Origin of the sequence: Pseudomonas sp. KCJK8993, from assembly GCF_046230915.1 — a bacterium.
Taxonomy (GTDB): domain Bacteria; phylum Pseudomonadota; class Gammaproteobacteria; order Pseudomonadales; family Pseudomonadaceae; genus Aquipseudomonas; species Aquipseudomonas piscis.
Genome location: NZ_JBJJLO010000064.1, coordinates 1 through 24,153 on the forward strand (window position 1 = coordinate 1; position 24,153 = coordinate 24,153).

At 65.1% G+C, this 24,153-nt stretch carries 24 protein-coding genes and 1 pseudogene; 9 read left to right on the forward strand and 16 right to left on the reverse strand.

Annotation, left to right across the window (positions count from 1 at the left end; genetic code table 11):
- A partial coding sequence (locus tag ACK6AU_RS19420) for an SDR family oxidoreductase (RefSeq protein ID WP_409300784.1) occupies positions 1-419 on the reverse strand: 419 nt, incomplete at its 3' end.
- Positions 420-655: 236 nt separating this feature from the next.
- Here ACK6AU_RS19420 and ACK6AU_RS19425 point away from each other — a divergent pair.
- Positions 656-1,660 carry an NADP-dependent oxidoreductase gene (locus tag ACK6AU_RS19425; RefSeq protein ID WP_185702132.1) on the forward strand — a complete coding sequence of 335 codons (1,005 nt, stop codon included), beginning with the start codon at positions 656-658 and terminating at the stop codon, positions 1,658-1,660.
- Positions 1,661-1,706: 46 nt separating this feature from the next.
- Here ACK6AU_RS19425 and pyrF read toward each other — a convergent pair whose 3' ends face one another.
- The gene (gene pyrF, locus ACK6AU_RS19430) at positions 1,707-2,408 is read right to left on the reverse strand and encodes an orotidine-5'-phosphate decarboxylase (protein WP_022643138.1); all 702 of its coding nucleotides are present in this window, start codon (positions 2,406-2,408) and stop codon (positions 1,707-1,709) included.
- 293 nt (positions 2,409-2,701) lie between these two features.
- Here pyrF and ACK6AU_RS19435 point away from each other — a divergent pair, with 293 nt between their 5' ends.
- Both ACK6AU_RS19435 and ACK6AU_RS19440 read left to right on the forward strand, forming a co-directional pair.
- Positions 2,702-3,466, forward strand: a complete 765-nt coding sequence (locus ACK6AU_RS19435; protein ID WP_185702134.1) for a response regulator — start codon at positions 2,702-2,704, stop codon at positions 3,464-3,466.
- A complete protein-coding gene (locus ACK6AU_RS19440) occupies positions 3,466-4,518 on the forward strand; it encodes a sensor histidine kinase (protein WP_409300787.1) in 1,053 nt (350 codons plus the stop codon). Before ACK6AU_RS19435 ends, ACK6AU_RS19440 begins: the two co-directional genes overlap by 1 nt.
- Before the next feature lie 2 nt (positions 4,519-4,520).
- On the opposite strand, the gene ACK6AU_RS19445 is transcribed toward ACK6AU_RS19440, so the two are convergent.
- The 10 genes from ACK6AU_RS19445 to ACK6AU_RS19490 form a co-directional block, all read right to left on the reverse strand.
- Positions 4,521-5,573 carry an AI-2E family transporter gene (locus tag ACK6AU_RS19445; RefSeq protein WP_185702136.1) on the reverse strand — a complete coding sequence of 351 codons (1,053 nt, stop codon included), beginning with the start codon at positions 5,571-5,573 and terminating at the stop codon, positions 4,521-4,523.
- Between the two features lie 69 nt (positions 5,574-5,642).
- Positions 5,643-6,446 (reverse strand): DUF4892 domain-containing protein, encoded by an 804-nt coding sequence (locus ACK6AU_RS19450; RefSeq protein ID WP_409300789.1) that lies wholly within the window; start codon positions 6,444-6,446, stop codon positions 5,643-5,645.
- 8 nt (positions 6,447-6,454) lie between these two features.
- Complete coding sequence (locus ACK6AU_RS19455; RefSeq protein WP_185702138.1) at positions 6,455-7,114, reverse strand: glutathione S-transferase family protein; 660 nt, start codon at positions 7,112-7,114, stop codon at positions 6,455-6,457.
- A gap of 50 nt (positions 7,115-7,164) precedes the next feature.
- On the reverse strand, positions 7,165-8,019 hold the full coding sequence (locus ACK6AU_RS19460) for an alpha/beta hydrolase (protein ID WP_185702139.1): 855 nt from the start codon (positions 8,017-8,019) through the stop codon (positions 7,165-7,167).
- Complete coding sequence (locus tag ACK6AU_RS19465; protein ID WP_185702140.1) at positions 8,016-8,822, reverse strand: alpha/beta fold hydrolase; 807 nt, start codon at positions 8,820-8,822, stop codon at positions 8,016-8,018. Before ACK6AU_RS19465 ends, ACK6AU_RS19460 begins: the two co-directional genes overlap by 4 nt.
- A gap of 112 nt (positions 8,823-8,934) precedes the next feature.
- Positions 8,935-9,378, reverse strand: coding sequence for a hotdog fold thioesterase (locus ACK6AU_RS19470; protein ID WP_185702141.1), 444 nt, complete (start codon positions 9,376-9,378; stop codon positions 8,935-8,937).
- 28 nt (positions 9,379-9,406) lie between these two features.
- Positions 9,407-11,074, reverse strand: coding sequence for an AMP-binding protein (locus tag ACK6AU_RS19475; RefSeq protein WP_409300793.1), 1,668 nt, complete (start codon positions 11,072-11,074; stop codon positions 9,407-9,409).
- A 167-nt stretch (positions 11,075-11,241) separates the two neighbouring features.
- On the reverse strand, positions 11,242-11,691 hold the full coding sequence (sixA, locus tag ACK6AU_RS19480) for a phosphohistidine phosphatase SixA (protein WP_409300795.1): 450 nt from the start codon (positions 11,689-11,691) through the stop codon (positions 11,242-11,244).
- On the reverse strand, positions 11,688-12,035 hold the full coding sequence (locus ACK6AU_RS19485; protein WP_185702144.1) for a DUF4389 domain-containing protein: 348 nt from the start codon (positions 12,033-12,035) through the stop codon (positions 11,688-11,690). Before ACK6AU_RS19485 ends, sixA begins: the two co-directional genes overlap by 4 nt.
- Positions 12,036-12,053: 18 nt before the next feature.
- Complete coding sequence (locus tag ACK6AU_RS19490) at positions 12,054-13,079, reverse strand: NAD(P)H-dependent glycerol-3-phosphate dehydrogenase (protein WP_185702145.1); 1,026 nt, start codon at positions 13,077-13,079, stop codon at positions 12,054-12,056.
- A gap of 239 nt (positions 13,080-13,318) precedes the next feature.
- On the opposite strand from ACK6AU_RS19490, the gene ACK6AU_RS19495 reads away from it, so the two are divergent.
- From ACK6AU_RS19495 to fabB, 5 genes are all read left to right on the forward strand, one after another.
- Positions 13,319-15,391 (forward strand): TonB-dependent receptor domain-containing protein, encoded by a 2,073-nt coding sequence (locus tag ACK6AU_RS19495; RefSeq protein ID WP_185702150.1) that lies wholly within the window; start codon positions 13,319-13,321, stop codon positions 15,389-15,391.
- Between the two features lies 1 nt (position 15,392).
- A complete protein-coding gene (locus tag ACK6AU_RS19500; RefSeq protein ID WP_409300798.1) occupies positions 15,393-16,307 on the forward strand; it encodes an ABC transporter substrate-binding protein in 915 nt (304 codons plus the stop codon).
- A complete protein-coding gene (locus tag ACK6AU_RS19505) occupies positions 16,304-18,205 on the forward strand; it encodes an ATP-binding protein (protein ID WP_185702147.1) in 1,902 nt (633 codons plus the stop codon). Before ACK6AU_RS19500 ends, ACK6AU_RS19505 begins: the two co-directional genes overlap by 4 nt.
- Positions 18,206-18,453: 248 nt before the next feature.
- Positions 18,454-18,969, forward strand: a complete 516-nt coding sequence (gene fabA, locus ACK6AU_RS19510; protein ID WP_022643122.1) for a 3-hydroxyacyl-[acyl-carrier-protein] dehydratase FabA — start codon at positions 18,454-18,456, stop codon at positions 18,967-18,969.
- Between the two features lie 11 nt (positions 18,970-18,980).
- A complete protein-coding gene (fabB, locus tag ACK6AU_RS19515; protein ID WP_185702148.1) occupies positions 18,981-20,201 on the forward strand; it encodes a beta-ketoacyl-ACP synthase I in 1,221 nt (406 codons plus the stop codon).
- Between the two features lie 58 nt (positions 20,202-20,259).
- Here the strand turns inward: fabB and ACK6AU_RS19520 are convergent, their stop codons facing one another.
- The 4 genes and pseudogenes from ACK6AU_RS19520 to ACK6AU_RS19535 form a co-directional block, all read right to left on the reverse strand.
- Positions 20,260-21,123 carry a methyl-accepting chemotaxis protein gene (locus tag ACK6AU_RS19520; protein ID WP_409300819.1) on the reverse strand — a complete coding sequence of 288 codons (864 nt, stop codon included), beginning with the start codon at positions 21,121-21,123 and terminating at the stop codon, positions 20,260-20,262.
- Positions 21,115-21,885, reverse strand: a pseudogene (locus ACK6AU_RS19525) (MCP four helix bundle domain-containing protein); the annotation flags it as partial. The pseudogene ACK6AU_RS19525 and the gene ACK6AU_RS19520, both read right to left, overlap by 9 nt.
- Positions 21,886-22,024: 139 nt before the next feature.
- Positions 22,025-22,489: a DUF3859 domain-containing protein gene (locus ACK6AU_RS19530; protein ID WP_409300801.1), complete on the reverse strand. Its 465-nt coding sequence runs from the start codon at positions 22,487-22,489 to the stop codon at positions 22,025-22,027.
- A 78-nt stretch (positions 22,490-22,567) separates the two neighbouring features.
- Positions 22,568-23,536: an amidohydrolase family protein gene (locus ACK6AU_RS19535; RefSeq protein ID WP_409300803.1), complete on the reverse strand. Its 969-nt coding sequence runs from the start codon at positions 23,534-23,536 to the stop codon at positions 22,568-22,570.
- Between the two features lie 190 nt (positions 23,537-23,726).
- Here ACK6AU_RS19535 and ACK6AU_RS19540 point away from each other — a divergent pair, with 190 nt between their 5' ends.
- Positions 23,727-24,143, forward strand: a complete 417-nt coding sequence (locus ACK6AU_RS19540) for an OsmC family protein (RefSeq protein ID WP_185700656.1) — start codon at positions 23,727-23,729, stop codon at positions 24,141-24,143.
- The last annotated feature ends 10 nt before the right edge of the window (positions 24,144-24,153 follow it).

Here is a 24,153-nt window from a genome sequence, read left to right on the forward strand (position 1 = left end):
ACGAGGGCTCCGCAGCGCTGTGCCAGCAGCAGCGGCAACTGGTACTTCATGCACAGCCATACGCCCTTGACGTTGACCCCCATGATGGCATCGAACTCATCCAGCGAGCCCTCGGCCAGACGGCCCTTCTCGATCTCGATCCCGGCATTGTTGAAGGCGTAGTCCAGGCGACCGTAGGCCTCGAGGGTGCGGGCCATGAGCTGTTGTACATCGGCCTCGCGAGTGACGTTGCAGGACACGAACAGCGCTTCGCCGCCGGCCTCGCGGATCAGCGCCACGGTGCCTTCGCCGCCGCCCGCATCCAGGTCCGCCACCACCACCTTCAACCCTTGGGCGGCGAATGCCTGGGCGGTGGCCCGGCCGATCCCGTTGGCCGCGCCGGTCACCAGGGCCACCTGGCCGGAAAACGTCATGCTCATGCAAAGCTCCTCAATCCAGTACGGGCCCAATACCCTGGCCCATCTAGCCATAGAGCACAGACGCCGCGGCAGCACTATCAGGCATCCGTTTGCCGCTCCATGCATCCCGGTGATGAAGGTCCCGGGCCATTTATCACGACCCTGGATCGCGGCTCATTCGCCGGGCAGGCACGCCTTGCGGCTGCCGGCCCGAGGGTCTATCAACTAGGGTTTCACCCAGTTCTCGAGGACCCGCCATGACCAGCCTGACCAACCGCCAGTTCCTGCTCGCCAAACGTCCCGTTGGCGCGGCCAGCCGCGATACCTTCACCTACCGGCAAGTGGCCGTGACCGAGCCCGGCGCCGGGCAGATCCAGGTGCAGAACCAGTACCTGTCCCTGGACCCGGCCATGCGTGGCTGGATGAACGAAGGCAAGTCCTACATCCCGCCGGTGGGGATCGGCGAGGTGATGCGGGCCCTCGGCGTGGGCCAGGTGACCGCCTCCAAGCACCCGGATTTCGCCGTCGGCGACTACGTCAATGGCGCCCTGGGGGTACAGGACTACTTCGTCGGCGAGCCCCGTGGTTTCTACAAGATCGATCCACGGCTGGCGCCACTGCCACGCTACCTGTCGGTGCTGGGGATGACCGGCATGACCGCCTACTTCGCCCTGTTGGATGTCGGTGCGCCCAAGGCCGGGGAAACCGTGGTGCTGTCCGGGGCCGCCGGCGCGGTGGGCAGCATTGCCGGGCAGATCGCCAAGCTCAAGGGCTGCCGGGTGGTGGGCATCGCCGGCGGCCAGGACAAGTGCCGCTTCCTCGTCGAGGAGCTGGGCTTCGACGGGGCCATTGACTACAAGAGCGAAGACGTCCAGGCCGGCCTCAAGCGCGAATGCCCCAAGGGGGTCGACGTGTATTTCGACAATGTCGGCGGCGAGATCCTCGATGCCGTGCTCACTCGCCTGAACCTCAAGGCCCGGGTGGTGATCTGCGGCGCCATCAGCCAGTACAACAACAAGGAAGCGGTCAAGGGGCCGGCCAACTACCTGTCGCTGCTGGTCAATCGGGCGCGCATGGAGGGCTTCGTGGTGATGGACCATGCGGCGCAGTTCGCCGCCGCCGGGCAGGAGATGGCCGGCTGGATGGCCAAGGGGCAGCTCAAGAGCAAGGAGGACATCGTCGAGGGCCTGGAAACCTTCCCGGAAACCCTGGCGAAGCTGTTCAGCGGCGAGAACTTCGGCAAGCTGGTGCTCAAGGTCTGAGCCCAGGGTCAAGCTGCGGGAGCCGGCACGCCGGCTCCCGTGGGGGTCACAGGGCCAGTTCGGCCACGACGTCGGCCAGGGCCTTGGCCGGATCGGCCGCCTGGCTGATGGGACGGCCGATGACCAGGTAATCGGAACCGGCATCCAGGGCCTGGCGCGGAGTGAGGATCCGCCGCTGGTCGTCCTGGGCGCTGCCCGCCGGGCGAATCCCCGGGGTCACCAGTTGCAGGGACGGATGGGCGCTCTTGAGCGCCTGGGCTTCCAGGGCCGAGCACACCAGGCCATCCATGCCGGCCTTCTGCGCCAGGGCGGCCAGGCGCAGCACCTGCTCCTGGGGCTCGATGTCCAGGCCGATGCCAGCCAGGTCCTCGCGCTCCATGCTGGTGAGCACGGTGACGCCGATCAGCAGCGGCTGCGGGCCGCTACGCTTATCCAGTTCCTCACGGCAGGCGGCCATCATGCGCAGGCCTCCGGAGCAGTGGACGTTGACCATCCAGACGCCCATCTCTGCAGCCGCCTTGACGGCCATGGCGGTGGTGTTGGGAATGTCGTGGAACTTCAGGTCCAGGAACACTTCGAAACCCTTGTCGCGCAGGGTGCCGACAATCTCGGCGGCGCAGCTGGTGAACAGCTCCTTGCCGACCTTGACCCGGCACAGTTTCGGGTCCAGTTGATCGGCCAGTTTCAGTGCGGCGTCACGGGTGGGGAAATCCAGGGCGACGATGATAGGTGTCTGGCAGGCGGACATGAAAAGGCTCTCAGGCAAGTCGAAATCGGCGCGGATTGTAGCGCAAGCCGCGCCGCTCCGGGACCCGCCGTGCGCTAATTCGTCCGCGACCAGGCGCCCGGCCGACGAGCAGGCCGGCTTGTGTATCAATCCGGATACACTGACGACACGTCGGCAACATTCCCCGCCGCTACCCTCGCCTGCCGCAACACCTTCGAACAGCACTTCCAGCCTCCGGGCCGGACGCCTATGCTGAAGCCATAACCTCGCCGTCGCCGCCCGGCACCGGCAGCCTACCTGGCAGATGATCGCCCATGCACAACACCCCAGCCCCCTTCAGCGACGACGGCAGAGCCCCGCTCAATGGCGACGACAAGCGCTGGAATACCCGGGCCTTGATCGTCGATGACGACGTACCTATCCGCGAACTGCTGATCGGCTACCTGGCGCGCTTCAACATCCACGCCAGCGGCGTCACCGATGGCACCGCCATGCGCCAGGCCTTGCAGGCCGAGCACTTCGACGTAGTGGTGCTCGACCTCATGCTTCCGGGTGAAGACGGCCTGTCCCTGTGCCGCTGGCTACGTAACGAATCGGACATCCCGATCCTGATGCTCACCGCCCGCTGCGAACCCACCGACCGCATCATCGGCCTGGAACTGGGCGCCGACGACTACATGGCCAAGCCCTTCGAACCCCGGGAACTGGTGGCCCGGATCCAGACCATCCTGCGCCGGGTACGCGACGACCGCAGCGAGCAGCGGAGCAGCATCCGTTTCGACAACTGGCGCCTGAACAGCGTCCTGCGCCAGCTGATTTCCGCCGACGGCCTGGTGGTGCCGCTGTCCAATGCCGAGTTCCGCCTGCTCTGGGTATTCCTCGAACGTCCGCGCCGGGTGCTGAGCCGCGAGCAATTGCTGGATGCCGCCCGCGGGCGCTCCATCGAGGCCTTCGATCGCAGCATCGACCTGCTGGTGTCGCGCCTGCGGCAGAAGCTCGGCGACGATCCGAAATCACCGCAACTGATCAAGACCGTGCGTGGCGAAGGCTACCTGTTCGACGCCCGGGACATAGGCTGATGCGTGGACGCTTCGATACGCTGTTCGGCCGCCTGTTCGGCGTCTTGCTGATCGCGATCGTACTCGCCCACCTGCTGGCCTTCTTCTGGTTCAGACACTACGGCCCCCCACGCCCGCCCCCCAACCCAGCGCCGACAGCAACGGCAGTGGACGGCGGCCAGCCGGCTGGTCCACCGCCACACTTTCCCAGGCGACCACGTCCCTGGTTCGGCGGCCCGCTGGTGCCGCTGACGTTCCAGTTCATCTCGCTGATCATCGCCGCCTGGTACGGCGCCAAGCTGCTGTCGCGGCCTATCCAGCGCATCAGCGCCGCCGCCGAACGCCTGAGCGAGAACCTCGACAGCCCACCCCTGGAAGAACTCGGCCCCCATGAAGCGCGGCAGGCGGCCAGCACCTTCAACCAGATGCAAAAGCGCATTCGCGAGCAAGTCCAGCAGCGTGGGCGCATGCTCGGCGCGGTTTCCCACGACCTGCGTACGCCGCTGTCGCGCCTCAAGCTGCGCCTGGAGCAGATCGAGGACAGCAAGCTGCAAAGCCAGATGCGCCAGGACCTGGACGACATGATCAAGATGCTCGACGCCACCCTCAGCTACCTGCACGAGCAACGCACCAGCGAGATCTGGCAGCTGATGGACGTGCAAGCGCTGGTGGAGTCGATGTGCGAGAACGCCCAGGACCGGGGCGCCGATGTCCAGGCCCAGGGGCATTGCGCACCGCTGCTGGTGCAGCCCATGGCGCTGCAGTCATGCCTGAACAACCTGCTGGACAATGCCCTGCGCTATGCCGGCCAAGCGACCCTGGCCCTGGAGGATGACCGCGAGCAGTTGCTGATCCGGGTCATCGACCATGGCCCGGGCATCGCCGCCGACCAGCGCGAAGCGGTATTCGAGCCATTCTTCCGCCTGGAGGGCTCACGCAACCGCAATTCCGGCGGGGTCGGCCTGGGCATGACCATCGCCCGCGAGGCCGCGGAGCGCATGGGCGCCAGCCTGCGGCTCGAAGAAACCCCAGGTGGCGGCCTGACGGCGGTGCTGCGCCTGACCCGCCCTTGAGCTCAGCGCGGTTCCTGGTTGCGGGCCTGGCTGGCGCTCCAGTCCAGCAGCAGGCTGTAGGCCACCGCCAACAGGGTCGGGCCGATGAACAAGCCGATGAAACCGAAGGCGATCAAGCCACCGAACACCCCAAGCAGGACGATCACCAATGGCAGGTTGCCACCACGGCTGATCAGGTAGGGTTTGAGCACGTTGTCCACCCCACTGATGATGAAGGTGCCCCAGATGCCCAGGAACACCGCCATGCCGTACTCGCCCTTCCAGGCCAGCCAGGCCGTGGCCGGGATCCACACCAGCGGCGGTCCCATGGGGATCAGGCTGAGCAGGAAGGTGACGATCCCCAGTACCAGCGCCCCGGGCACCCCGGCGATGATGAAGCCGATCAAAGCCAGCAGGCCCTGGGCCGCCGCGGTACCTATCACGCCGTTGACCACGCGCTGCACGGTGCCGGCCACCAGGTCGATGTAGTAGCCGGCGCGATCGCCGATCAACCGCTCCAGCAACTTGTGCACGAACAGCGCCAGGCGCGGGCCGTCACGGTAGAAAAAGAATACGAAGACCAGGCTCAGGGTCAGTTCCAGGATGCCCCCGCCCACCTGGGCGCTACGGGCCAGCAACCAATTGCCCACCTGCCCCAGGTACGGCTTGACCGCCACCATCAGCGCCGCGCCCTGTTCGTCGATGCTGTTCCAGACGCCCACCAGGCGTTCGCCCACCAACGGCAGGCCGCCCAGCCAGGCTGGCGCCTGGGGCAGGCCATCGACCTGGACATCCTTGATGAAGGCGGTGGCATCACGCACATGGTCCGCCAGGTTGAGGCCCAGCCAGACCAGCGGCGCCGCCACCAGCAGCATCCAGCCCAGGGTCAGAAGGCCGGCGGCCAGGGATTCGCGGCCATGCAGCCAGCGGGTCAGCAAACGCATCAGCGGCCAGCTGGCAAAGGCCAGCACCGCCCCCCAGAACAGGGCCGACCAGAAGGGCGCCATCACCCAGAAGCTGGCACCGAACAGCACCAGGAGCAGGATCTGCACCAGCAGGCGATCGTTATTGGGCATGAAATGTCTCGCGCAAGAGTCACCAGTGAAGAGTAGGCGAGCCCGCGAAGACGGGCCGCCTGCAAGAGCTTAACGCAGCAGTTCGAAGTGCAGGCCGGAGGCCTGGGTGTCGCCGGTTTCCAGCCGCGTGGCGCGCACGCCCTGGCCGATCAGGGCCTGGCGCCAGGCTTCGGCCTGCCTACCGGAGAGACTGACCCGCAAGGTGGTGTCCAGGTTCAACCCACGCGACAGCAAGGTGAGCCAGGTCGGTTGTGGCTCGGCCAGCCTGGCCAGGTCCAGCCGGCCGGTGTCTTTCAACTGCCGCAGCAAGGTCGCGGAGGTGGGCAGCAATTCGCCCAGTGGAGTACCGGCGGCGAACTGCTCCACATGCAGATAAGCCCGGCGATTGCCCCGGGTGATGCTGTACAGGGCTACCAAAGAATTGTCCTGCGGGGCCGCCAGGCGCAGCAACAAGTAGGCCTGCTGCTCGTCGGCGCCGTACAGCTTGGCGTTGCCGAACACCTCGTTGGCCCACAGGCTGCTTTCGCCGCAGTCCCGCGCCTGGCACCAGAACAGCAGTTCGGCGCCCTGCTTCTGCAAGGCCTCGCGGGCCAGGGTGAAGGCTTCGTTGGAGCTGCGCTCGGCCGGCAGTTGGTAAGTAATGGCGGTGAGCTTGCCCCGGGCATTGACCTGGCCGTCGAAACGCAACTGGCCGCTGATCTTGCGGATCGAGCCCATGGGGTAGATCCGCTCCTGTTCTACCTCGGGGCGGTAATCGACGATCTGGGCATCGGTCAGGCGGGGCACCAGGGGCAGGTCCTGGCTTCCGGGAAGGTCGGCGGCAACCGCCAGCGCACTGGCCAGGGACAGGCCCAGGAAGCTGGATGAACGCATCGGGGCCCTCATCGGATCAGCATGGCCTGGGCGCCCTTGACGACGCTGGCGTCGTCACTGCGTTGTGGAACCTGCAAGCCGCGCTGGACCGCGGGCCGGGCCTCCATGGCCGCCATCCAGCGCTGCAGCGCTTCCAGCCCCTGGACCGGAACGCCCGACCAGTCATGGCCGCGCACCCAGGGGAAGGTGGCGATGTCGGCGATGCTGTAGTCGCCGGCCAGGTAGTCGACCTGCTGCAGGCGCGTGTCGAGCACCTCGTACAAACGCCGGGTCTCATGCTGGTAGCGGTCGATGGCGCCTTGCAGCTTCTGCGGGAAATAGCGGAAGAACACATTGGCCTGGCCTTGCATGGGGCCGATGCCGCCCATCTGGAACATCAGCCACTGCATGACCTGCGAACGTCCCTTGGCATCGGCAGGCAGCAGGCGACCGGTACGCTCGGCCAGGTAGATAAGGATCGCCCCGGACTCGAATACCGGGAAATCGCCATTGTCGCGATCGACGATGGCCGGAATACGCCCATTGGGATTGATCTTGAGGAACGCCGGCGCCTTCTGTTCCTTCTTGTCGAAGCTCAAGGCGTGCACGGTGTAAGGCAAGCCGAGCTCTTCAAGCAGGATGGAAACCTTGTGGCCATTGGGGGTCGCAGCGGTGTACAGATCTATCATGGTTGTCTCCCATTTCAACCCGCCAAGCCTCGACAGTTGCCCTGGTCAAGTCAAGGAACGGCGAAAAACCGATTGAAACAGTCTGCGACAAAGGTGGCACCGGCCTCATCGTTCAAATGCAGATGGTGCCCGCCCGGCAGCTGTTCCAGGTTGAAGGGTAGACGCTGCAGCAACGCCTGGTGCCGGGCCAGCATGCCATCGGCCGCCACCACCAGTTGCGTCGGGCAGGCGACCCGCTGGACGAAGGACATGGCCTGTTCCTCGGTCAGGCGCAGGGGCGAAGCCAGGGTCAGGCGGCTGTCGCTGCGCCAGGTATAGCCTCCGGCCACCGGCATCAGGCCTCGTTGCGCCAGCAGCTCGGCGGCTTCCCGGCTGACGGCCACCAGGCCTTTCATCCGCGCCTCGACGGCGCGCTCCAGGGTGCTGTAGACCGGCTTGCGCTTGTCCTGCAAGGCCAGTTGCGCCTGCAAGGCCATGCCCAGGCGCTCGGCTGCGCCCTCGCCACTGGCCGTGGGCGGGATGACGCCGTCGATCAGCGCCAGCTGGCTGACTCGCTCGGGCATGGCCGCCGCCAATACCAGGGACACGATGGCCCCCAGGGAATGGCCCATGAGGGCGAAGCGCCGCCAGCCCAGTTGCTCGGCCACTTGCAATACGTCGTACACGTAGTCCCACAGGGCGTAACCCGCTCCCGCCGGGCGATGCCCGGAGTGCCCGTGGCCGGCCAGGTCCAGGGCCAGGATGCGCAGGCCGCGCAACTTGGGCGCCAGGCGCGCGAAACTGTTGGCATTGTCCAGCCAGCCGTGCAGGGCGATTACCGGCAGGCCGTCCTCTGGACCGAACAAATGTGCCGCCAGCTCGATATGCGGCAGGCTCAGGCGCACTTCCTCCACACCCTGGCTCATGCAAGGCTCCGCTGCTGGCCGTGCTGCCAGCGGTTGAACAGGTCCTTGAGCAAGAGCGCGGTGGCTTCGGGTCGTTCCAGGGGGAACATGTGCCCACCGGGCATGGTCAGCGACACCCCCTGGGACATGCGTGCCACGGCGCTGGTGTGATGGCGCATCACCACCCTGCTCTGCTGGCCTCGCACCACCGCCAGGGGCACCTTGAGCTGATGGGCGCTGCCGGGGCTGGTGTGTGGCACGCCACGATAGATGCTGATCTCGGTGGCCGGGTCGAAGCGCAGACGCAGGCGATCCCCCACCTGTTGCAGGCCGTGCTCCAGGTAGGCATCCAGGCAATCGGGGTCGAAGGCGCGGAACAGCGTCTTGCGCGAAAAGTAGCGGCGGGCCGACTCGATATCGCTGAACTCCTCGCGCCGCCCCAGGGTGCGCCCGGCCGGGGTCAGCCGATCGATGAAGCCCAAGCGCTTGGCCGCACGGATCACCCATTGGTCGGCCCGGGTCAGCACCGGTGAGTCGAGCATCACCACGCCCCGGTACAGTTCCGGGCAGCGCAGGGCCGCATGCAGGTGCAGCACGCCGCCCAGCGAGTGCCCGACGCCCCACACCGGCTGGGACTGCTGTTGCAGGTGGTGGATCAGCTCGTCCACCAGGCTGCGCCAGTTATCGTCCACCGGAAAACGCGGGTCATGGGCATGCTGTTGCAGATGAGTCACCGTGAATTCCGGCGCCAGGGCGGCGAACAGCTTGCCGTAGGTGCCGGAGGGAAACCCATTGGCGTGAGCGAAAAACACCTGTTGCGACATACCGACCCATCCATTTACCAAATCAACGGCGATTTTCCGCAAGCTCCGCCGCCAGGGCAATGACCGTAACCGCCAGGAATACTGACACCCCGGCCCGGCCTATGGCCTCGGCTCAGGCGGCCGGCGGGTTCTGTCCCAGCGGCACCACCGCCATGGTCAGGCGCGACACACAGCTGGCCTTGCCCTCGTCGCTGCTCAGGCGGATATCCCAGACGTGGGTAGTGCGACCGATATGGATGGCCCTGGCCACCGCCGTGACCCGCCCGCTGCGCAAGCCGCGCAGGTGGTTGGCATTGATCTCCAGCCCCACGCAGTAAAACTTGCTGGCATCGATGCACAGGTAGCTGGCCATGGAGCCGACGGTCTCGGCCAGCACCACCGAAGCCCCGCCATGCAGCAGCCCGTAGGGCTGGTGGGTACGATGGTCGATGACCATGCTGGCGCTCAGGGACTGCTCGTCGAAAGCCTCGAAGCGGATATCCAGCACTTCGCCGATGGTGTTCTTCTGGAACGCATTCAATTGCTCGAGGTTGGGGGTGGTACGCCACAGGCTCATCGCCACTTCCTTCTTGTAGGTTGGTCGCTCAATCCTGCCACAGCACGACTTCCTCGCGCTCGCTCCAGGCCTGGAAGCTGTCGCCATAAGTGGACTCGATCACATTGCGCTTGATCTTCAGGGTCGGGGTCAGGAAACCGTTCTCCACCGCCCAGCTACCCTTGACCACCACCAGCCGATGCACGCGCTCGTGCTTGTCCAGGCCGCCATTGACCTGGGCCAGGAGGTTTTCCAGGCTGCTGTGCAAGCCTTCGCGAGCGCTGCCATCGGCCTCGCGCTGGCCGGCCGCCGACAACACGCACAAGCCCAAAGGCGCGCTCAGGCCATCGCCGACCACGCATACCTGCTCGATGTGCGCATGCTCGGCCAGGCGGGTCTCGATGGGCGCCGGCGCCACGTACTTGCCCTTGCTGGTCTTGAAGATTTCCTTGAGCCGGCCGGTCAGGCGCAGGTTGCCGGCGGCATCCTGCTCGCCCTTGTCGCCGGTGCGTAAAAAACCATCCTCGGTGATGGTCTCGGCGGTCTTCTGCGGGTCCTTGTAGTAACCCTGCATCACCGCCCGGCTGCGGACCTGGACCTCGCCGTCCGCGGCGATGCGCACCTGGACCTCGGGACAGGGCCGGCCGATCCAGCCCGGGATGTACTCCCCCGCGCGGCCCAAATGGGAGTAACCACAGTTCTCGGTCATGCCGTAGACCTCCAGCACATCCAGGCCCAGGCGCTGGTACCAATGCAGCAAGGCCTGGGGTACCGGCGCCGCCCCGGACAGGGCCACGCGCAGCGCATCCAGCCCCAGCCCTGCCAGGACCTTGCGCCCGACCCGCTTGCCGATCAGCGGCAGGCCCAGGAGCAGCTCCAGGCGCTTGGCCGGCATCTTGGCGTAGACCCCCATCTGGAACTTGGTCCAGATCCGCGGCACGCCGAACATCGCCGTGGGCCGGGCACGCCGCAGGTCGGCCAGGAAGGTATCGAGGCTCTCGGCAAAAAAGATCGTCTGCCCGGTGTAGAGCGCGCCCATCTCGACGAACACGCGCTCGGCCACATGACACAACGGCAGGTAGGACAGCAGCCGGTCGCCAGGCCCCAGGCCGAACATCCGGACTCCATGGCTGGCGGTGAACCCGAGGTTGCCGAAGCTGTGCATCACGCCCTTGGGCGATCCGGTGGTGCCGGAGGTATAGATGATGGTGGCCAGTTGGTCGGGCGCCGGGCAGGGGCTGTCGGTCATTGGCTGGCAACGCTGCAGTGCCTCCCAGTTGAAGTCGAAGCTGCCCTGCGGCGCCAATGGCAGGCTGATGGTGGGCAATCCGGGCCTGATGCCCCGGGACATTTCCGGCCAGGCATCGAGCTTGCCGATGAACGCCAGGGCCGATCCGGAATGCTCCAGCACCTGGGCCACCGACTCGGCGGTGAGGTTGGGGTACAGCGGCACCGAGACATGCCCGGCCATCCAGATCGCCAGGTCGGCGATGATCCAGTGGGCGGAGTTCTTGCCGATGATCGCGATATGGCTGCCGGCCGGCAGTTGCCGCTCCCGCAGCCACTGGGCGGCGCGTCGGACCTGCTGGGCGACTTCGGCCCAGCTCAGTTCCTGCACCTGGCCACCGGCGCTGGGCTGGACCAGGAAAAGTTGCTGGGGATGACTTGCCTCACGCTGGTAGAACACTTGCAACGGCAAACGAAAAGCAGCAGACATGACGCGCTCCTTTGTTCTTGTTGTGTTCGGGAACAGCCGCTAACCAACCAAGCACTTGCTCGGTCAACTATTCCACGCACCAGGGAGCGCTGCAAGTTAAGAAATGTAGCCGGCATCAGCCTTGCCGACACCCTCCACCGGAGCCCATGGGCCCGGCGGCGAGGACATCAGGGATGGTCGACGCGAACCAGGGTCATGGCCCCGGCCAGCGGCCAGTCGCCTGCCAACTCCGCCAGGCTGGCGGTGTCCATGGCTTGCGGGTCACGCAGGTGACCATGCTGCAACAAGCCGATCAGGCTGCCCACCAACGGCTGGTGGCTGACCAGCAACAGGTTCTCGGCGCCGTCCAGCTGCTCCAGCGCCTTCAGTGGGTTGGTGTCCGGGGTGAGCCAGGATACGGTACGCACCTCGCCCTCGAAGCCCAGGGCCTCACGCACCAGGTGCGCGGTTTGCTGGGCCCGGACATAGGGACTGGCAAGGATCCCGGCGATGGGCTGGCCGATCAGTTGCGCGGCGCTGGCCAGCACCTGCTGCCGGCCATGGACCGTCAGGTTGCGCTCGGCATCGCTGGCCGCATGAGCTTCGGCCTGGCCATGGCGCAACACCCAGAGCCTCACAGCTTGGGCTCCTCGTCACGCACCGGGTGCGACGCCGGAGGCACGCTGTGGGGCGCCTCGCCCTCCGGAGCCCGGGGCGTCGGCCAGTCGCCGAACGGCCAGGGCTTTTGTTCGGTGTGGAAACTGCCGAAGCGGCCGATCTGCGCCAGGAACTGGCTCAGGCTGTCGCCGAAGTTCATCAGGCTGGCATTCGGCGCACCGTAGACCAGGCGATAGATCAGTTGCACCACCACCAGCGCCCCCAGGAGGAATTGCGCCACCTGCCACACCAGGGCGAATACCAGCATCCACAACACCCGCAGGAGAATGGATTCGTACTTGGCCTCGGAATTCGTATCGTTCATGTTTCGCTCCTGTACTGCTCAGTTGAATCCGCTGGTGGAGATAAAGTCGACATCGGTTTTCGGTTCGCCGCGCATCAACAGCTCGATCACCTGGGTGAGCGTCCGGCCTTCGAACAGGATCGCGTGCAACCCGGCTACCAGCGGCATGTAGACCCCCAGCTCCTGGGCCTTGGCCTTGAGCACCTTGAGGGTGTTGACCCCTTCCGCCACTTCGCCCAGGCGGCTCACCGCCTCGTCCAGGCTCAGGCCCTGGCCCAGGGCGAAGCCCACCTGGTAGTTGCGGCTCTTGGGCGAGGAGCAAGTGACGATCAGGTCGCCGACCCCGGCCAGGCCAAGGAAGGTCATGGGGTTGGCCCCCTGGCTCACGGCGAAGCGGGTCATTTCCGCCAGGGCCCGGGTGATCAGCATGCTCTTGGTGTTTTCCCCCATGCCCAGGGCCACCGCCATGCCGGCGATGATCGCGTAGACGTTCTTCAAGGCGCCGCCCAGCTCGACGCCGAAGCGGTCGGCGCTGGCGTAGACCCTGAAGGTACGGCCATGCAGCACCGCCTGGACTTCCTGGCACAGTGGCTCGTCCTCACTGGCCACCACCGTGGCGGTCAGGGCATGTTCGGCCACTTCGCGGGCCAGGTTGGGGCCCGAGAGCACGCCGATCCGCGCCTGGGGCGCGATGTCCTCGAGGATCTGGCTCATCAGCTTGAAGGTCTGGGCCTCGATGCCCTTGGTCAGACTGACCAGCATCTTGCCGCTGAGTCGTTGTGCATGGGGCGCCAGCACCGCACGCAGGGCGCTGGAGGGCAAGGCGACGAAACACAGGTCGCTGTCCTCGAGGGTGGCCAGCAGGTCGGTGACCGGCTCCACCGCCGGGTGGATCTTGATGCCCTTGAGATAACGCGGATTCTCGCGATTGAGCCGAATGGCCTCGGCCTGCTCGGGATCACGCATCCACTGCCGCACCGCCTGGCCGTTCTCGGCCAGCAGGTTGGCCACGGCGGTACCGAAACTTCCGCCTCCCAGGACCGCGATAGGGCGCTGTTGTGTCATATGCAATCCGTTTTTCCATAGCAGTGGCGATGGCGGCATTATACGGGGCGGCCATCCCACCACCAGCCCCGTCGGCTGCCCGGGCGATCTGTCGGAAACCCGCGCAGGCGCTCGGCGGATGCAGGCCCATCGACTGGAAAACTCGACCGTCTCGGTTAACATGCGCGCCATCCTTCACGTTTCAAGGCTGCGCCGTGCCCGCTGGTCCCTCCCCCCTTCGCCTGTCACTGCTGCTGGGCATGCTATCCAGTCATCCGGCGCTGGCCGAAGATCTGTTCGTCGACGACGCACTGCCCCAGGTATTGACCGCCACCCGCCTGAAACAATCCCCCGCCGCGGTGCCCGGCAGCATGACCGTGCTGGACAACGAATTGATCAAGGCCAGTGGCGCCCGGGACATCAGCGAACTGCTGCGCCTGGTGCCGGGGATGATGGTCGGCGCCATCAGCGGCAACCAGGCCACAGTCAACTACCACGGCACCAGCGCCAGCGAAGCCCGGCGCATGCAGGTCCTGATCGACGGGCGCTCGGTGTATCGGACCGGATTGGCCACCGTGGACTGGAGCGACATTCCGGTGGCCATGGAGGATATCGAGCGCATCGAGGTATTCCGCGGCCCCAATACCGTCAGCTACGGCGCCAACGCATTGATGGCGGTGGTCAACATCATTACCCGCTCGCCGGCCAACAGCCATGGCACGCGGATCAAGGTGACCCGTGGCCAGCGCGGTGTAGCCGACTGGTACGCCAGCCAGGGTACCGGCTGGGACGGTGGCGACCTGCGCCTGTCGCTCTCGGGCCAGGAGGACGATGGCTTCGACAAGCGCCAGGACGGCTCGGACTATCGCGACAGCCGGCGCCTGGACCGCATCAGCCTGGCGCTCGGCCAGATGCTCGACGAACGCCAGAGCCTCGACTGGCAATTCAATGCCAAGGAAGGCAGCAACCAGCGGCCCTACACCTATCAGCCGGTATTCAAGAACTACGCCGAGAAAGGCTACAACTCCGACGTGATCGCCAAGGACTATGCGACCTCCCTGCGCTGGAACCTGGACCTGGACCCACGGCACAGCCTCTACGTCCAGGGCTCGGCCCAGCACTGGGATCGCCAGCAGAACTGGAGGGCTTGCGATGCGGCCCTGTCCTTCAGTCCCGAACTGGCGCGCCTGTGGCAGCTCAACCCGAACTACACCGAACGCCTGGCGCGCCACATGCCTGATAACCCCGGCGCGGCACCGGCAGGAACCGAGGAAGAAACAGCACTGGCGCGGCAGGTCATCGATCAATGGAACGCCGGCGGCAAGAACCCCGTCTGCGGCAATATCGACCAGAGCACCCGGGAAACCCGCTACGACCTGGAAATACAGGACACCCTGAGCCTGGCCGACGATCTGCGGCTGGTCAGCGGCATGAACTACCGTTACGACCGCGCCGACTCCGAGACCTATTTCAACGGCGTGCTGGACGACACCACCTGGCGCCTGTTCGGCCAGCTGGAATGGCGGGCCAGCGAACACTGGCTGATCCAGGGCGGGGCCATGTACGAAGACGCCCGGCTCACCGGCGACTCCCTGACCCCGCGGATCGCCGTCAACTACCTGATCAACCCGCGCCACGGGTTGCGGGCGGTGTACTCCGAAGCCATCCGTTCCCCGGACATGTTCGAGAACAACGTCAACTGGAGCTACCGGGTCACCGGCCTGAGCGCGCCGGTCTACGGCCAGGACAGCGCCCAGTACTTCGTCAAGACCCGCGGCCCCGGCGACCTCGACCAGGAACGCATGCGCTCCCGGGAGCTGGGCTACAACGGCTATTTCGTCGACCAGCGGCTGAACTTGGATATCAAGCTGTTCTACGACGAAATCAGCAGGATGGTCAGCGAGCCGCTGCGCAACAACCAGTACATCGCCAGCAACAGCAACTCGGCGCGTTTCACCGGCAGCGAAAGCCAGCTGGATTGGCAGCTGAGCCGCGCCGACCGCCTGCGCCTGACCTACGCCTATGTCCATGCCCAGGCCAGCAACCGCCTGGACCAGCGCTTGAGCGCCAGCAACAGCGGCTCGGCCGGCTGGCTGCGCAACTGGGGCCAGGGCTGGTCCAGCGCACTCTTCTATTATGGAGACAGCGCCCTCAACGGCTACCGTTTCCAGCGGGTCGACACCCGCGTCGCCAAGCGCCTGTCCTTGGGCAAGGCCAACCTGGAGCTGGCCGGCACCTTGCAACAGCGGCTCGACCACCAGCCCCTCACCTTCGCCGACAACCGCTACGACTCCCGCCACACGTTGTACTTCAGCGCGGAGCTGGAGTTCTAGCATGGCTCGCTCGCGCAAGGGCCTGCCTCGACTCGGCTGGAGCCTGGTGCTGCTGGGCTGGCTGCTGTGCGCGCCGTTGCGCGCCGCCGAAGTGCTGCTGACCGCCAGCGAAGACAGCGACAGCGTGCGCAACTTCGCCCGGGAACTGGCCGACTTGCGCCCCCAGGACCAGGTGCGCTTCGTGCCGCTCGAGCAACTGCCCGCACCGGGCCTCTTGCCGGCGGCCACGCGCTTGATCCTGCTGGACCCGCAAAGCCTCGACTGGCGCCTGCAGGACGCGCAGGGCCCGGCGACCCTGGTGCTGCGCATCAGTCGCCTGCAAGCCGCCCAACGCCTGCCGGGCACGCCGCCGCCCAGGCTCAGCCTGCTGTGGAGCGACCCGCCCGGGGCACGCCAGCTACGCCTGATCCACGAGGTGCTGCCCCAGGTCCGCCGGGTGGGCGTGCTGTACAGCCAGGACAGCCGGTTCCTGCTCGAGGAACTGCGCCAGGCAGCGCGCGCGCTGGGGCTGGAGATCGTCGCCGAAGCCTGGGACGACATCGCCGACAGCCGTCCATTGCAGCAAGTACTGCGCAACAGCGAAGTCCTGCTGGGCCTGGACGACCCCAGCCTGTACAACCCCAAGACCGTCAAGAACCTGCTGCTCAGCAGCTATGCCCGGCAACAGGCCCTGGTCGGGCCCAACGCCGGTTTCGTCAGGGCCGGCAGCCTGGCCAGCACCTACAGCGACCAGCAGGACTGGTTGCAGACCCTGGACCAACTGCTCGACCGGCCACCGGCCCAATGGCCCCGCTCGCTGTACCCGGCGGCCTTCAAAGTATTGAGCAATCCACAGGTAGCACGCTCCCTGGGCATCGAGGAAATCGATCCTGAGGCCGTCGCCCGCCAGTTGAGCGAAGGAGAGAAACGCCCATGACATTGCGTCGCCGTTGGGATATCCAGGCCCGCACTCAGCTGATCAGCCTCGGCCCCGCCCTGCTCCTGACACTGTTGCTGATCAGCTTCTTCACCTTCGTGCGCATCCAGGACCTGCACCAGGAGCTGGACCACACCGGCCAGTTGATCGCCAACCAACTGGCCCCGGCCACCGAGTACGGGGTGATTTCCGGCAACAATGAAGGCTTGGAAAGCCTGTTGCAGGCGACCCTGAGTACGCCCCACGTGCAATTCCTGGAGGTCCAGGACAGCGCCAACAACATCCTGGTGTATGTCGAGCAGCCTTCGGCCAGCCATGACCATGCGAAACAGATCAAGGTGTTCCAGGCCCCGGTGCGGCTGCAGCGGATCCAGGTGCACAACGACTTCCTGCAAGAGGATCCGGGCAGCCTGGCCAGCCAGGGCGACGGCTACCTGGGGCGCGTGCTGGTCGGCATGTCCAACGACGCCTTCAGCCAGCGCCAACAGGAAATCGTCCTCAAGGCCGGGATCCTCGCCCTGTTCGCCCTGCTCTTCACCTTCCTGCTGGCCCGACGCCTGGCCGCCGGCCTGGCCCAGCCGATCAGGGCCATGAGCAACGCGGTCAGGGCGATCCAGGAAGGTGACTTCAAGACCCCGCTGCCCATCGTCGACGATGGCGAGCTGGGCAACCTGGCGCGGCACATCAACAACCTCGCCGCCGGCCTGGAACTGGCCAGCCGCGAACAACAGCAGGCCATGTCCCAACTGATCCAGACCCGGGAAGAAGCGGAACAGGCGAACAGGGCCAAGTCGGACTTCCTGGCCATGATGAGCCATGAGTTGCGCACGCCGATGAATGGCGTGCTGGGCATGCTGCAGCTGCTGGAAACCACCGAAATGACCCGCGAGCAACGCGAGTACGCGGCACTGGCCTCGGAATCCACCGAGCATCTGCTCAAGGTGATCAACGACATCCTCGACTTCTCGCGGATCGAGCGCTCGGCCCTGGAGCTGGAACACATTCCGTTCAACCTGGCCGAACTGATCGCCAGCTCGGCCCAGGCCTTCCAGCACAGCGCGCTGCAACGGGGCCTGGACCTGCAGTTGCGGCTGGCGCCGGGGCTGGAGTCGTTGCAGGTCAAGGGCGACCCGACGCGAATCCGCCAGATCCTGGTCAACCTGGTCGGCAACGCGCTGAAGTTCACCGAACAAGGCAGCGTGACCATCGAAGCCCAGTGGCAGGCCCTGGACCACGAGCTCCTGTGGTTCACCTGTGCGGTGCGCGACAGCGGCATCGGCATCAACCCGGCCAGCCTGGAATCGATGTTCGACGCCTTCCAGCAGGCCGACAGCTCGATTTCCCGGCGCTATGGCGGCACCGGCCTGGGCCTGCCCATCGCCCGGACCCTGGCCGAGCGCATGGGCGGCACCCTGCGGGCCCAGAGCGAAGAAGGCCGGGGCTCGGTGTTCACCCTGGAGATCCCCCTGGCGCTGTTCCAGCAGACGCTGCCGGTAGCGGCCCCACGGGCCAGTACCGCGGCGGACCAGGGCGCGGGCCGCAACGTGCTGCTGGTGGAGGACAACCCGGTGAACCAGACCGTGATCCAGGCCATGTTGCGCAGCCTGGGCTTCAGCGTGAGCATCGTCACCGATGGCGCCCAGGCGGTACGCAGTGCCGAAAGCCTGATTTTCGAGGCGATCCTGATGGATTGCCGGCTGCCGCTGGTCGACGGCTACGAGGCCACCCGGCAGATCCGGCAACTGCCCGGTTGTGCCGATCTGCCCATCATCGCGCTGACCGCCAATGCCCTCCAGGGTGACCGTGAGGCCTGCCTCGCGGCCGGCATGAACGACTATCTGGCCAAGCCTTTCAAGCGGGCGGATCTACAGCAAATTCTCCAACGTTGGGTGCAATAGCGGGCTATTTTCAAACATCTGCGACTGGCGTGGCGGGCGAAAGTGCGGCAGTCTTAGGCACCCGATGGGGCCCCGAAAAGGCCTCCGAAAAAAATTTCAGTGCACAAGTGTACATTCATGCCCTTGGCGCTGTGACTTTCACTACAACGCAATAGTCTATGAGTAGGCTGCCGGCTCGAGGCATGAACGCTTCGATCGGCCGGGAAGATTTGCCCAACCCTGCCGCACGGGACTATTGAGGAGCTCGCATGACCAAACAAAACGCCTTTACTCGGGAAGATCTGCTGCGCTGCAGTCGCGGTGAGCTGTTCGGCCCAGGTAATGCGCAACTGCCCGCCGGCAACATGCTGATGATCGATCGCATCACTCATATCAGCGGCGAAGGCGGCAAGTACGGCAAAGGTGAGTTGGTCGCCGAGCTGGATATCACTCCGGACCTGTGGTTCTTCGCCTGCCATTTCGAAGGCGACCCGGTAATGCCAGGCTGCCTGGGCCTGGATGCCATGTGGCAGCTGGTGGGTTTCTTCCTGGGTTGGCAAGGCCTGCCGGGCCGCGGTCGCGCCCTGGGCTCGGGAGAAGTCAAATTCTTCGGCCAGGTGCTGCCAAGCGCCAAGAAGGTCACCTATAACATCCATATCAAACGCGTCCTGAAGGGCAAGCTGAACCTGGCCATCGCCGATGGCTCGGTCAGCGTCGACGGCAAGGAAATCTACACTGCCGAAGGCCTGCGGGTCGGCGTGTTCACCTCCACTGACAATTTTTAAGGGTTATCCGCATGCGCCGCGTCGTTATCACTGGTCTGGGCATCGTTTCGTGCCTGGGCAATGACAAAGAGACCGTCTCCGCTAACCTGCGTGCAAGTCGCCCTGGCATCCGCTTCAACCCGGAATATGCCGAAATGGGTCTGCGTAGCCAGGTTTCCGGCTCCATTGACCTGAACCTCGAAGAACTGATCGATCGCAAGATCTACCGTTTCGTCGGCCACGCGGCAGCCTATGCCTACCTGGCCATGAAGGACGCCATTGCCGATTCCGGCCTGACCGAAGAGCAGGTCTCCAACCCGCGTACCGGCCTGATCGCTGGCTCCGGCGGCGCCTCGACCCTGAACCAGATGGAAGCGCTGGACATCCTGCGCGAGAAAGGCGTCAAGCGCGTTGGCCCGTACCGCGTCACCCGGACCATGAGCAGCACCGTTTCCGCTTGCCTGGCCACGCCGTTCAAGATCAAGGGCCTGAACTACTCCATCGCTTCGGCCTGCGCCACCAGCGCCCACTGCATCGGCACCGCCATGGAGCAGATCCAGATGGGCAAGCAGGACATCGTCTTCGCCGGCGGCGGTGAAGAAGAGCACTGGACCCAGTCGTTCCTGTTCGACGCCATGGGCGCCCTGTCCACCCAGTACAACGAGACCCCGGAGAAAGCCTCCCGCGCCTACGACGCCCAGCGTGACGGTTTCGTCATCGCCGGCGGTGGCGGCATGGTGGTGGTCGAGGAGCTGGAGCACGCCCTGGCCCGCGGCGCCAAGATCTACGCGGAAATCGTCGGCTATGGCGCCACTTCCGATGGCTACGACATGGTGGCTCCGAGCGGCGAAGGCGCCATCCGCTGCATGCAGATGGCCATGTCCACCGTCGACGCCCCGATCGACTACCTGAACACCCACGGCACTTCGACCCCGGTCGGTGACGTCGCCGAAATGAAAGGCGTGCGTGAGGTGTTCGGCGACAAGGCTCCGGCCATCAGCTCCACCAAGAGCCTGTCGGGTCACTCCCTGGGCGCCGCCGGCGTTCACGAAGCGATCTACTGCATGCTGATGATGGAAGGCAACTTCATGGCCGGCTCGGCCAACATCGACGAGCTGGATCCGGAAGTGGCCGACATGCCGATCCTGACCAAGACCCGCGAAGACGTTGCCTTCAACACCGTGATGAGCAACAGCTTCGGCTTCGGCGGCACCAACGCCACCCTGGTCCTCAAGCGCTGGCAGGGCAAGTAAGCCCCGCCGTAGCCTGACAAAAGCCCCGACTGGATCGGGGCTTTTTCTTGTCCGGGATTCACACCGAGAAACGCGCCACCATGGCATTGAGATCCACCGCCAGGCGCGACAGCTCCTGGCTGGCGGCGCTGGTCTGGTTGGCTCCCGCCGAAGTCTGGTGGGCCAGGTCGCGGATATTCATCAGGTTGCGATCCACCTCCCGCGCCACCGCTGCCTGCTGCTCCGAGGCACTGGCGATGACAGTGTTGCGCTCGTTGATCTCGGTGAAGGCCGAGGCGATCTCCTCCAGGGCCTGGCCGGCCGCCTTGGCCACTTCCAGGGTCGAGCGGGCGCGGCTGTTGCTCTGCTGCATGGAATTGACCGCCAGGTCGGTGCCCTGCTGGATGCCACCGATCATCTGTTCGATTTCCTGGGTCGATTGCTGGGTTCGATGGGCCAGGGCCCGCACCTCGTCGGCCACCACCGCGAAACCGCGCCCGGCATCCCCGGCCCGCGCCGCTTCGATGGCCGCATTCAGGGCCAGCAGGTTGGTCTGCTCGGCAATGGCGCGAATCACTTCCAGTACCTTGCTGATGCCATAGACTTTCTGGGCCAGTTCCTCCACCTGGTTGGCGTTGGCCGTCACATCCTGCGCCAGGGACTCGATGGACAGCACCGTCTGCTGCACCTGCTCGCGCCCATGCTTGGCGATCCGGTCGGACTCCCGGGAAGCCTGGGACGTGGCCACGGCATTGCTGGCCACCTCCTCCACCGCCGCGGTCATCTGGTTCACCGCCGTGGCCGCCTGTTCGATTTCCAGGTTCTGCTGGTGCAGGCCCCGGGTCGCATCCTCGGTCACGCTGCTGAGCTCTTCCGAGGCCGAGGCCAGCTGGCTGGAAGAATCGGAGATACGCTTGATGGTTTCCCGCAGACTCTGCTGCATGGCCTTGAGCGCATGAAGCAAGCGCGCCGGCTCATCCTTGCCGCTCACCCGGATATCGCCGGTCAGGTCGCCGCCAGCCACGACCTCGGCCACGCTCAACGATTGCGCCAGGGGCAGGACGATGCTGCGGGTCAGCAGCAGCGCCAGGGCGACGGTCACCAGCGCGGCCACCACAATCATGATCACCACCCAGACCCGTGACTTGCTGAACACCTCCTGGGCCAGGTCGGTGGCCTGGGTGGCGCTCTGCTTGTTCAGTTCGACCAAGTCGTGCAGGGTCGCGGCCAGCTCGTCGGCCAGCTGGCTCATCTCGCCGTTGACGACCTTGACCGCCTCCTCCACCCGGTTCTGGCTGGACAACGCCATGACCTGGGCCTGATGCTCCAGATAGCGTTTCTCCGCGGACTTGAAGCGGTCGAACAGCACCCGCTCCTGGGGCAATACGATCAGCGACTCATAGCGTCCCTGGGCGATGCCCAGGCCTTTCTTGATGTCGTTGATCTTGGTTTCGTTCTGGGTGATCGCCTGCGGCTCGCGATTGAGCAGCAGGCGCAAGGTCAAGGCGCGGATCCGCAACAGGTCCTGGTTCATATCGCCAACGAACATGACACTGGGCAGCCAATTACTCTCCACCTCATCGGACTGCTGGCGCATGTTGGCCATTTGCATCAGGGCGAATGCCCCGAGGATAAACACCATGAGCGCCAGCAAACCAAAACCCAGGCTTGCCCGTGGCGCAATATTCAGACTTCTGAGGCTCATTCCTCTGGCTCCTTCCTAGAGCGCTGCAAGATCTTGCAGCAGGGTGCTCTTAGACGGTATCGGGCCGGATGAAATTTGCGTAAGACGAAAAAGTGATATCAAAACGCCTAAGTACTTCGATACCTGGGCATAAAACGATTCAGCGCACCGAAAATCGCTGTTCTGCCAACAAACGGTCGCCCTGGAACACCATAAAGTGCCATTCACCCGGCACCACTTCGTGGTTTTCCGTGAACTCGTAGGCCATCACATCCTGAGGAGCATTGGGCACCAGCTTCTGGGTCACTTCCAGCTTGTCATGGCGCAACCCATCGGGAGTGCGAATGCCCGGCGTCAGGTACAACAGAGTCAGCGGCTGGCCATCGGCGACCTTGCCCAGCAGTTGGTAGCGCATGCCGAACTTGGTGCCCAACCGGGCCGGTACCACGGTCGCCTGCTGGATCTTCTCGTTGCTGCGACGCAGCACCCGCTCCCCCGATTGCAGCTCGGCCGCGGGGCCTTCGAACACGCCGTACTCCACGGGCCCTTCAATGCGGACATCGGCACTGGCCAGGCCGCTGACGATCATCAGCGCCGCCAGGACGCTCGAACGAGTGAAATGCATATCGCGCTCCTTGATTGAGATGGCGCGAGCATATGAATAAAGGGTGACAGGCTGATGACAATCAGCCTGGACAGTGGCTCAGCGGGAAGCCGGGAGCACGGCCAGGAAATTGTCATGGGCCACCTTGCGGGCCACCTCGGCCGGCAGGGCATCGAGGAACCCATCAAAGCCGTGCAGCTCCCGCCCCAGCTTGTCGAAACGCCCGACCATATCCGAACCCAGCATGAAGCGCTCCGCAAAGCGCTCCACCAAGCGCAGCCATTCCCGGCGCGGGGTACCCTGCTCGTCCAGCAGATAGGGAGTGAGCAGGCTCCAGGACAGGTCTATGTAGAGGTTGGGGTAGCGCTCCAGCAACCGCTCCAGGGTCGGCAGCAGGAACTTGAGGCGCTCCTGGTGACGATGGATTTCCGCGCTGGTGCCGGCGTGGGCCCAGATGAACCGGGTTTGCGGATGTTGGCCCAAGGCCTCCTCGATCTCTGCCAGGTACAGGGGATTGCGCTCGCGCTTGGACGTGATGTTCGAATGCAGCAGCACAGGCAGATCATGCTCCGCCGCCAGGCGATAGACCTTGGCCATGGCCTCGTTGTTGGCCCGTGGCGTATCGCCATCGATCAGCGCGGTGAGATCATCATGGCGCGTGAAGACTTCGCCGATGCCCTGCCACAACCCTGGATCGAGATCGAGCATGCGCTGGATATGGGCGGCGGAATTCTTGTCGTTGGGATTGAACCCCGAAAGGAACGGATGCAGGCGCCGGCTTTGCTCGACCGGTAGTTGCTTGACCGCGGCGGCCACCAGCACATCGGTGGCGCTGTACCAGTAGGCACCGGCGTCATCCCCGGCGTAGTAGCGCGGGCGCTTGGGTTCGTCCTCGTGCCATTTCTTGGCCACTGGGATCCCGGAGATCATCGCCTGCTCGATCCGGTTGTCGTCCATGGCCTCGAGCAAGGCCTGCATGCCCTGGGTTTCCTGGAAGAAATCGACATAGTGCAGGTGCGCATCGCTGTAGATGTAGTCCCGTGCGTGGGCCGCGGCCAGGGGCAGCATCAGCAGAACAGACAGACAGCTTGCGTGAAAATGGCTCCAGTGCACCGCCCTGACTCCCGAGGATCGAAGCAGGATAGACCGTGGCGCCAGGTCGCAGGTTCAGCAAATGGGGAACACTCGAGTCGTGCGATGCTCTATAACTTCAGCACCTTTAATGCCTGATTCCATCAATCACTGCCTGAGGTTTGCCATGACCATCACCGTCAACACCGAGTCCAGCGAAGGTTACCGCCACAGCATCCAGGTGGACGACCACCACTTCTTCACCGACCTGCCCAAATCCGCAGGTGGCGAAGGCACCGCTCCCGAGCCCCATGATTACTTCGACGCCGCGCTGGGGGCCTGCAAGGCCCTGACCCTCAAGCTCTATGCGCAGAAAAAGAACATCCCGCTCACCGGCGTCACGGTGGAGATCAAGCATGACAACAGCGAGGAACCCAAGGGCAAGTACGCCCTGCACGTAAAGCTGACCCTCAAGGGCGTGCTCACCGATGCCCAGCGCGAAGAACTGCATCGAGTGGCCGATCGCTGCCCGATCCACAAGCTGATGACCACCAGCGAAGTGAGCATCGAGACCCACCTCTCCGAAGGCGCCTTCAGCCAGTAGCGCGTGGCTC

Excerpts from the sequence above, each read along its gene's own strand:
- ACK6AU_RS19425 (WP_185702132.1), top strand. The coding sequence starts at position 656 with ATGACCAGCCTGACCAACCGCCAGTTCCTGCTCGCCAAACGTCCCGTT.
- pyrF (WP_022643138.1), bottom strand. The coding sequence starts at position 2,408 with ATGTCCGCCTGCCAGACACCTATCATCGTCGCCCTGGATTTCCCCACC.
- ACK6AU_RS19435 (WP_185702134.1), top strand. The coding sequence starts at position 2,702 with ATGCACAACACCCCAGCCCCCTTCAGCGACGACGGCAGAGCCCCGCTC.
- ACK6AU_RS19440 (WP_409300787.1), top strand. The coding sequence starts at position 3,466 with ATGCGTGGACGCTTCGATACGCTGTTCGGCCGCCTGTTCGGCGTCTTG.
- ACK6AU_RS19445 (WP_185702136.1), bottom strand. The coding sequence starts at position 5,573 with ATGCCCAATAACGATCGCCTGCTGGTGCAGATCCTGCTCCTGGTGCTG.
- ACK6AU_RS19450 (WP_409300789.1), bottom strand. The coding sequence starts at position 6,446 with ATGCGTTCATCCAGCTTCCTGGGCCTGTCCCTGGCCAGTGCGCTGGCG.
- ACK6AU_RS19455 (WP_185702138.1), bottom strand. The coding sequence starts at position 7,114 with ATGATAGATCTGTACACCGCTGCGACCCCCAATGGCCACAAGGTTTCC.
- ACK6AU_RS19460 (WP_185702139.1), bottom strand. The coding sequence starts at position 8,019 with ATGAGCCAGGGTGTGGAGGAAGTGCGCCTGAGCCTGCCGCATATCGAG.
- ACK6AU_RS19465 (WP_185702140.1), bottom strand. The coding sequence starts at position 8,822 with ATGTCGCAACAGGTGTTTTTCGCTCACGCCAATGGGTTTCCCTCCGGC.
- ACK6AU_RS19470 (WP_185702141.1), bottom strand. The coding sequence starts at position 9,378 with ATGAGCCTGTGGCGTACCACCCCCAACCTCGAGCAATTGAATGCGTTC.
- ACK6AU_RS19475 (WP_409300793.1), bottom strand. The coding sequence starts at position 11,074 with ATGTCTGCTGCTTTTCGTTTGCCGTTGCAAGTGTTCTACCAGCGTGAG.
- ACK6AU_RS19485 (WP_185702144.1), bottom strand. The coding sequence starts at position 12,035 with ATGAACGATACGAATTCCGAGGCCAAGTACGAATCCATTCTCCTGCGG.
- ACK6AU_RS19490 (WP_185702145.1), bottom strand. The coding sequence starts at position 13,079 with ATGACACAACAGCGCCCTATCGCGGTCCTGGGAGGCGGAAGTTTCGGT.
- ACK6AU_RS19495 (WP_185702150.1), top strand. The coding sequence starts at position 13,319 with ATGCTATCCAGTCATCCGGCGCTGGCCGAAGATCTGTTCGTCGACGAC.
- ACK6AU_RS19500 (WP_409300798.1), top strand. The coding sequence starts at position 15,393 with ATGGCTCGCTCGCGCAAGGGCCTGCCTCGACTCGGCTGGAGCCTGGTG.
- ACK6AU_RS19505 (WP_185702147.1), top strand. The coding sequence starts at position 16,304 with ATGACATTGCGTCGCCGTTGGGATATCCAGGCCCGCACTCAGCTGATC.
- fabA (WP_022643122.1), top strand. The coding sequence starts at position 18,454 with ATGACCAAACAAAACGCCTTTACTCGGGAAGATCTGCTGCGCTGCAGT.
- fabB (WP_185702148.1), top strand. The coding sequence starts at position 18,981 with ATGCGCCGCGTCGTTATCACTGGTCTGGGCATCGTTTCGTGCCTGGGC.
- ACK6AU_RS19520 (WP_409300819.1), bottom strand. The coding sequence starts at position 21,123 with ATGCAGCAGAGTCTGCGGGAAACCATCAAGCGTATCTCCGATTCTTCC.
- ACK6AU_RS19530 (WP_409300801.1), bottom strand. The coding sequence starts at position 22,489 with ATGCATTTCACTCGTTCGAGCGTCCTGGCGGCGCTGATGATCGTCAGC.
- ACK6AU_RS19535 (WP_409300803.1), bottom strand. The coding sequence starts at position 23,536 with ATGCTGCCCCTGGCCGCGGCCCACGCACGGGACTACATCTACAGCGAT.
- ACK6AU_RS19540 (WP_185700656.1), top strand. The coding sequence starts at position 23,727 with ATGACCATCACCGTCAACACCGAGTCCAGCGAAGGTTACCGCCACAGC.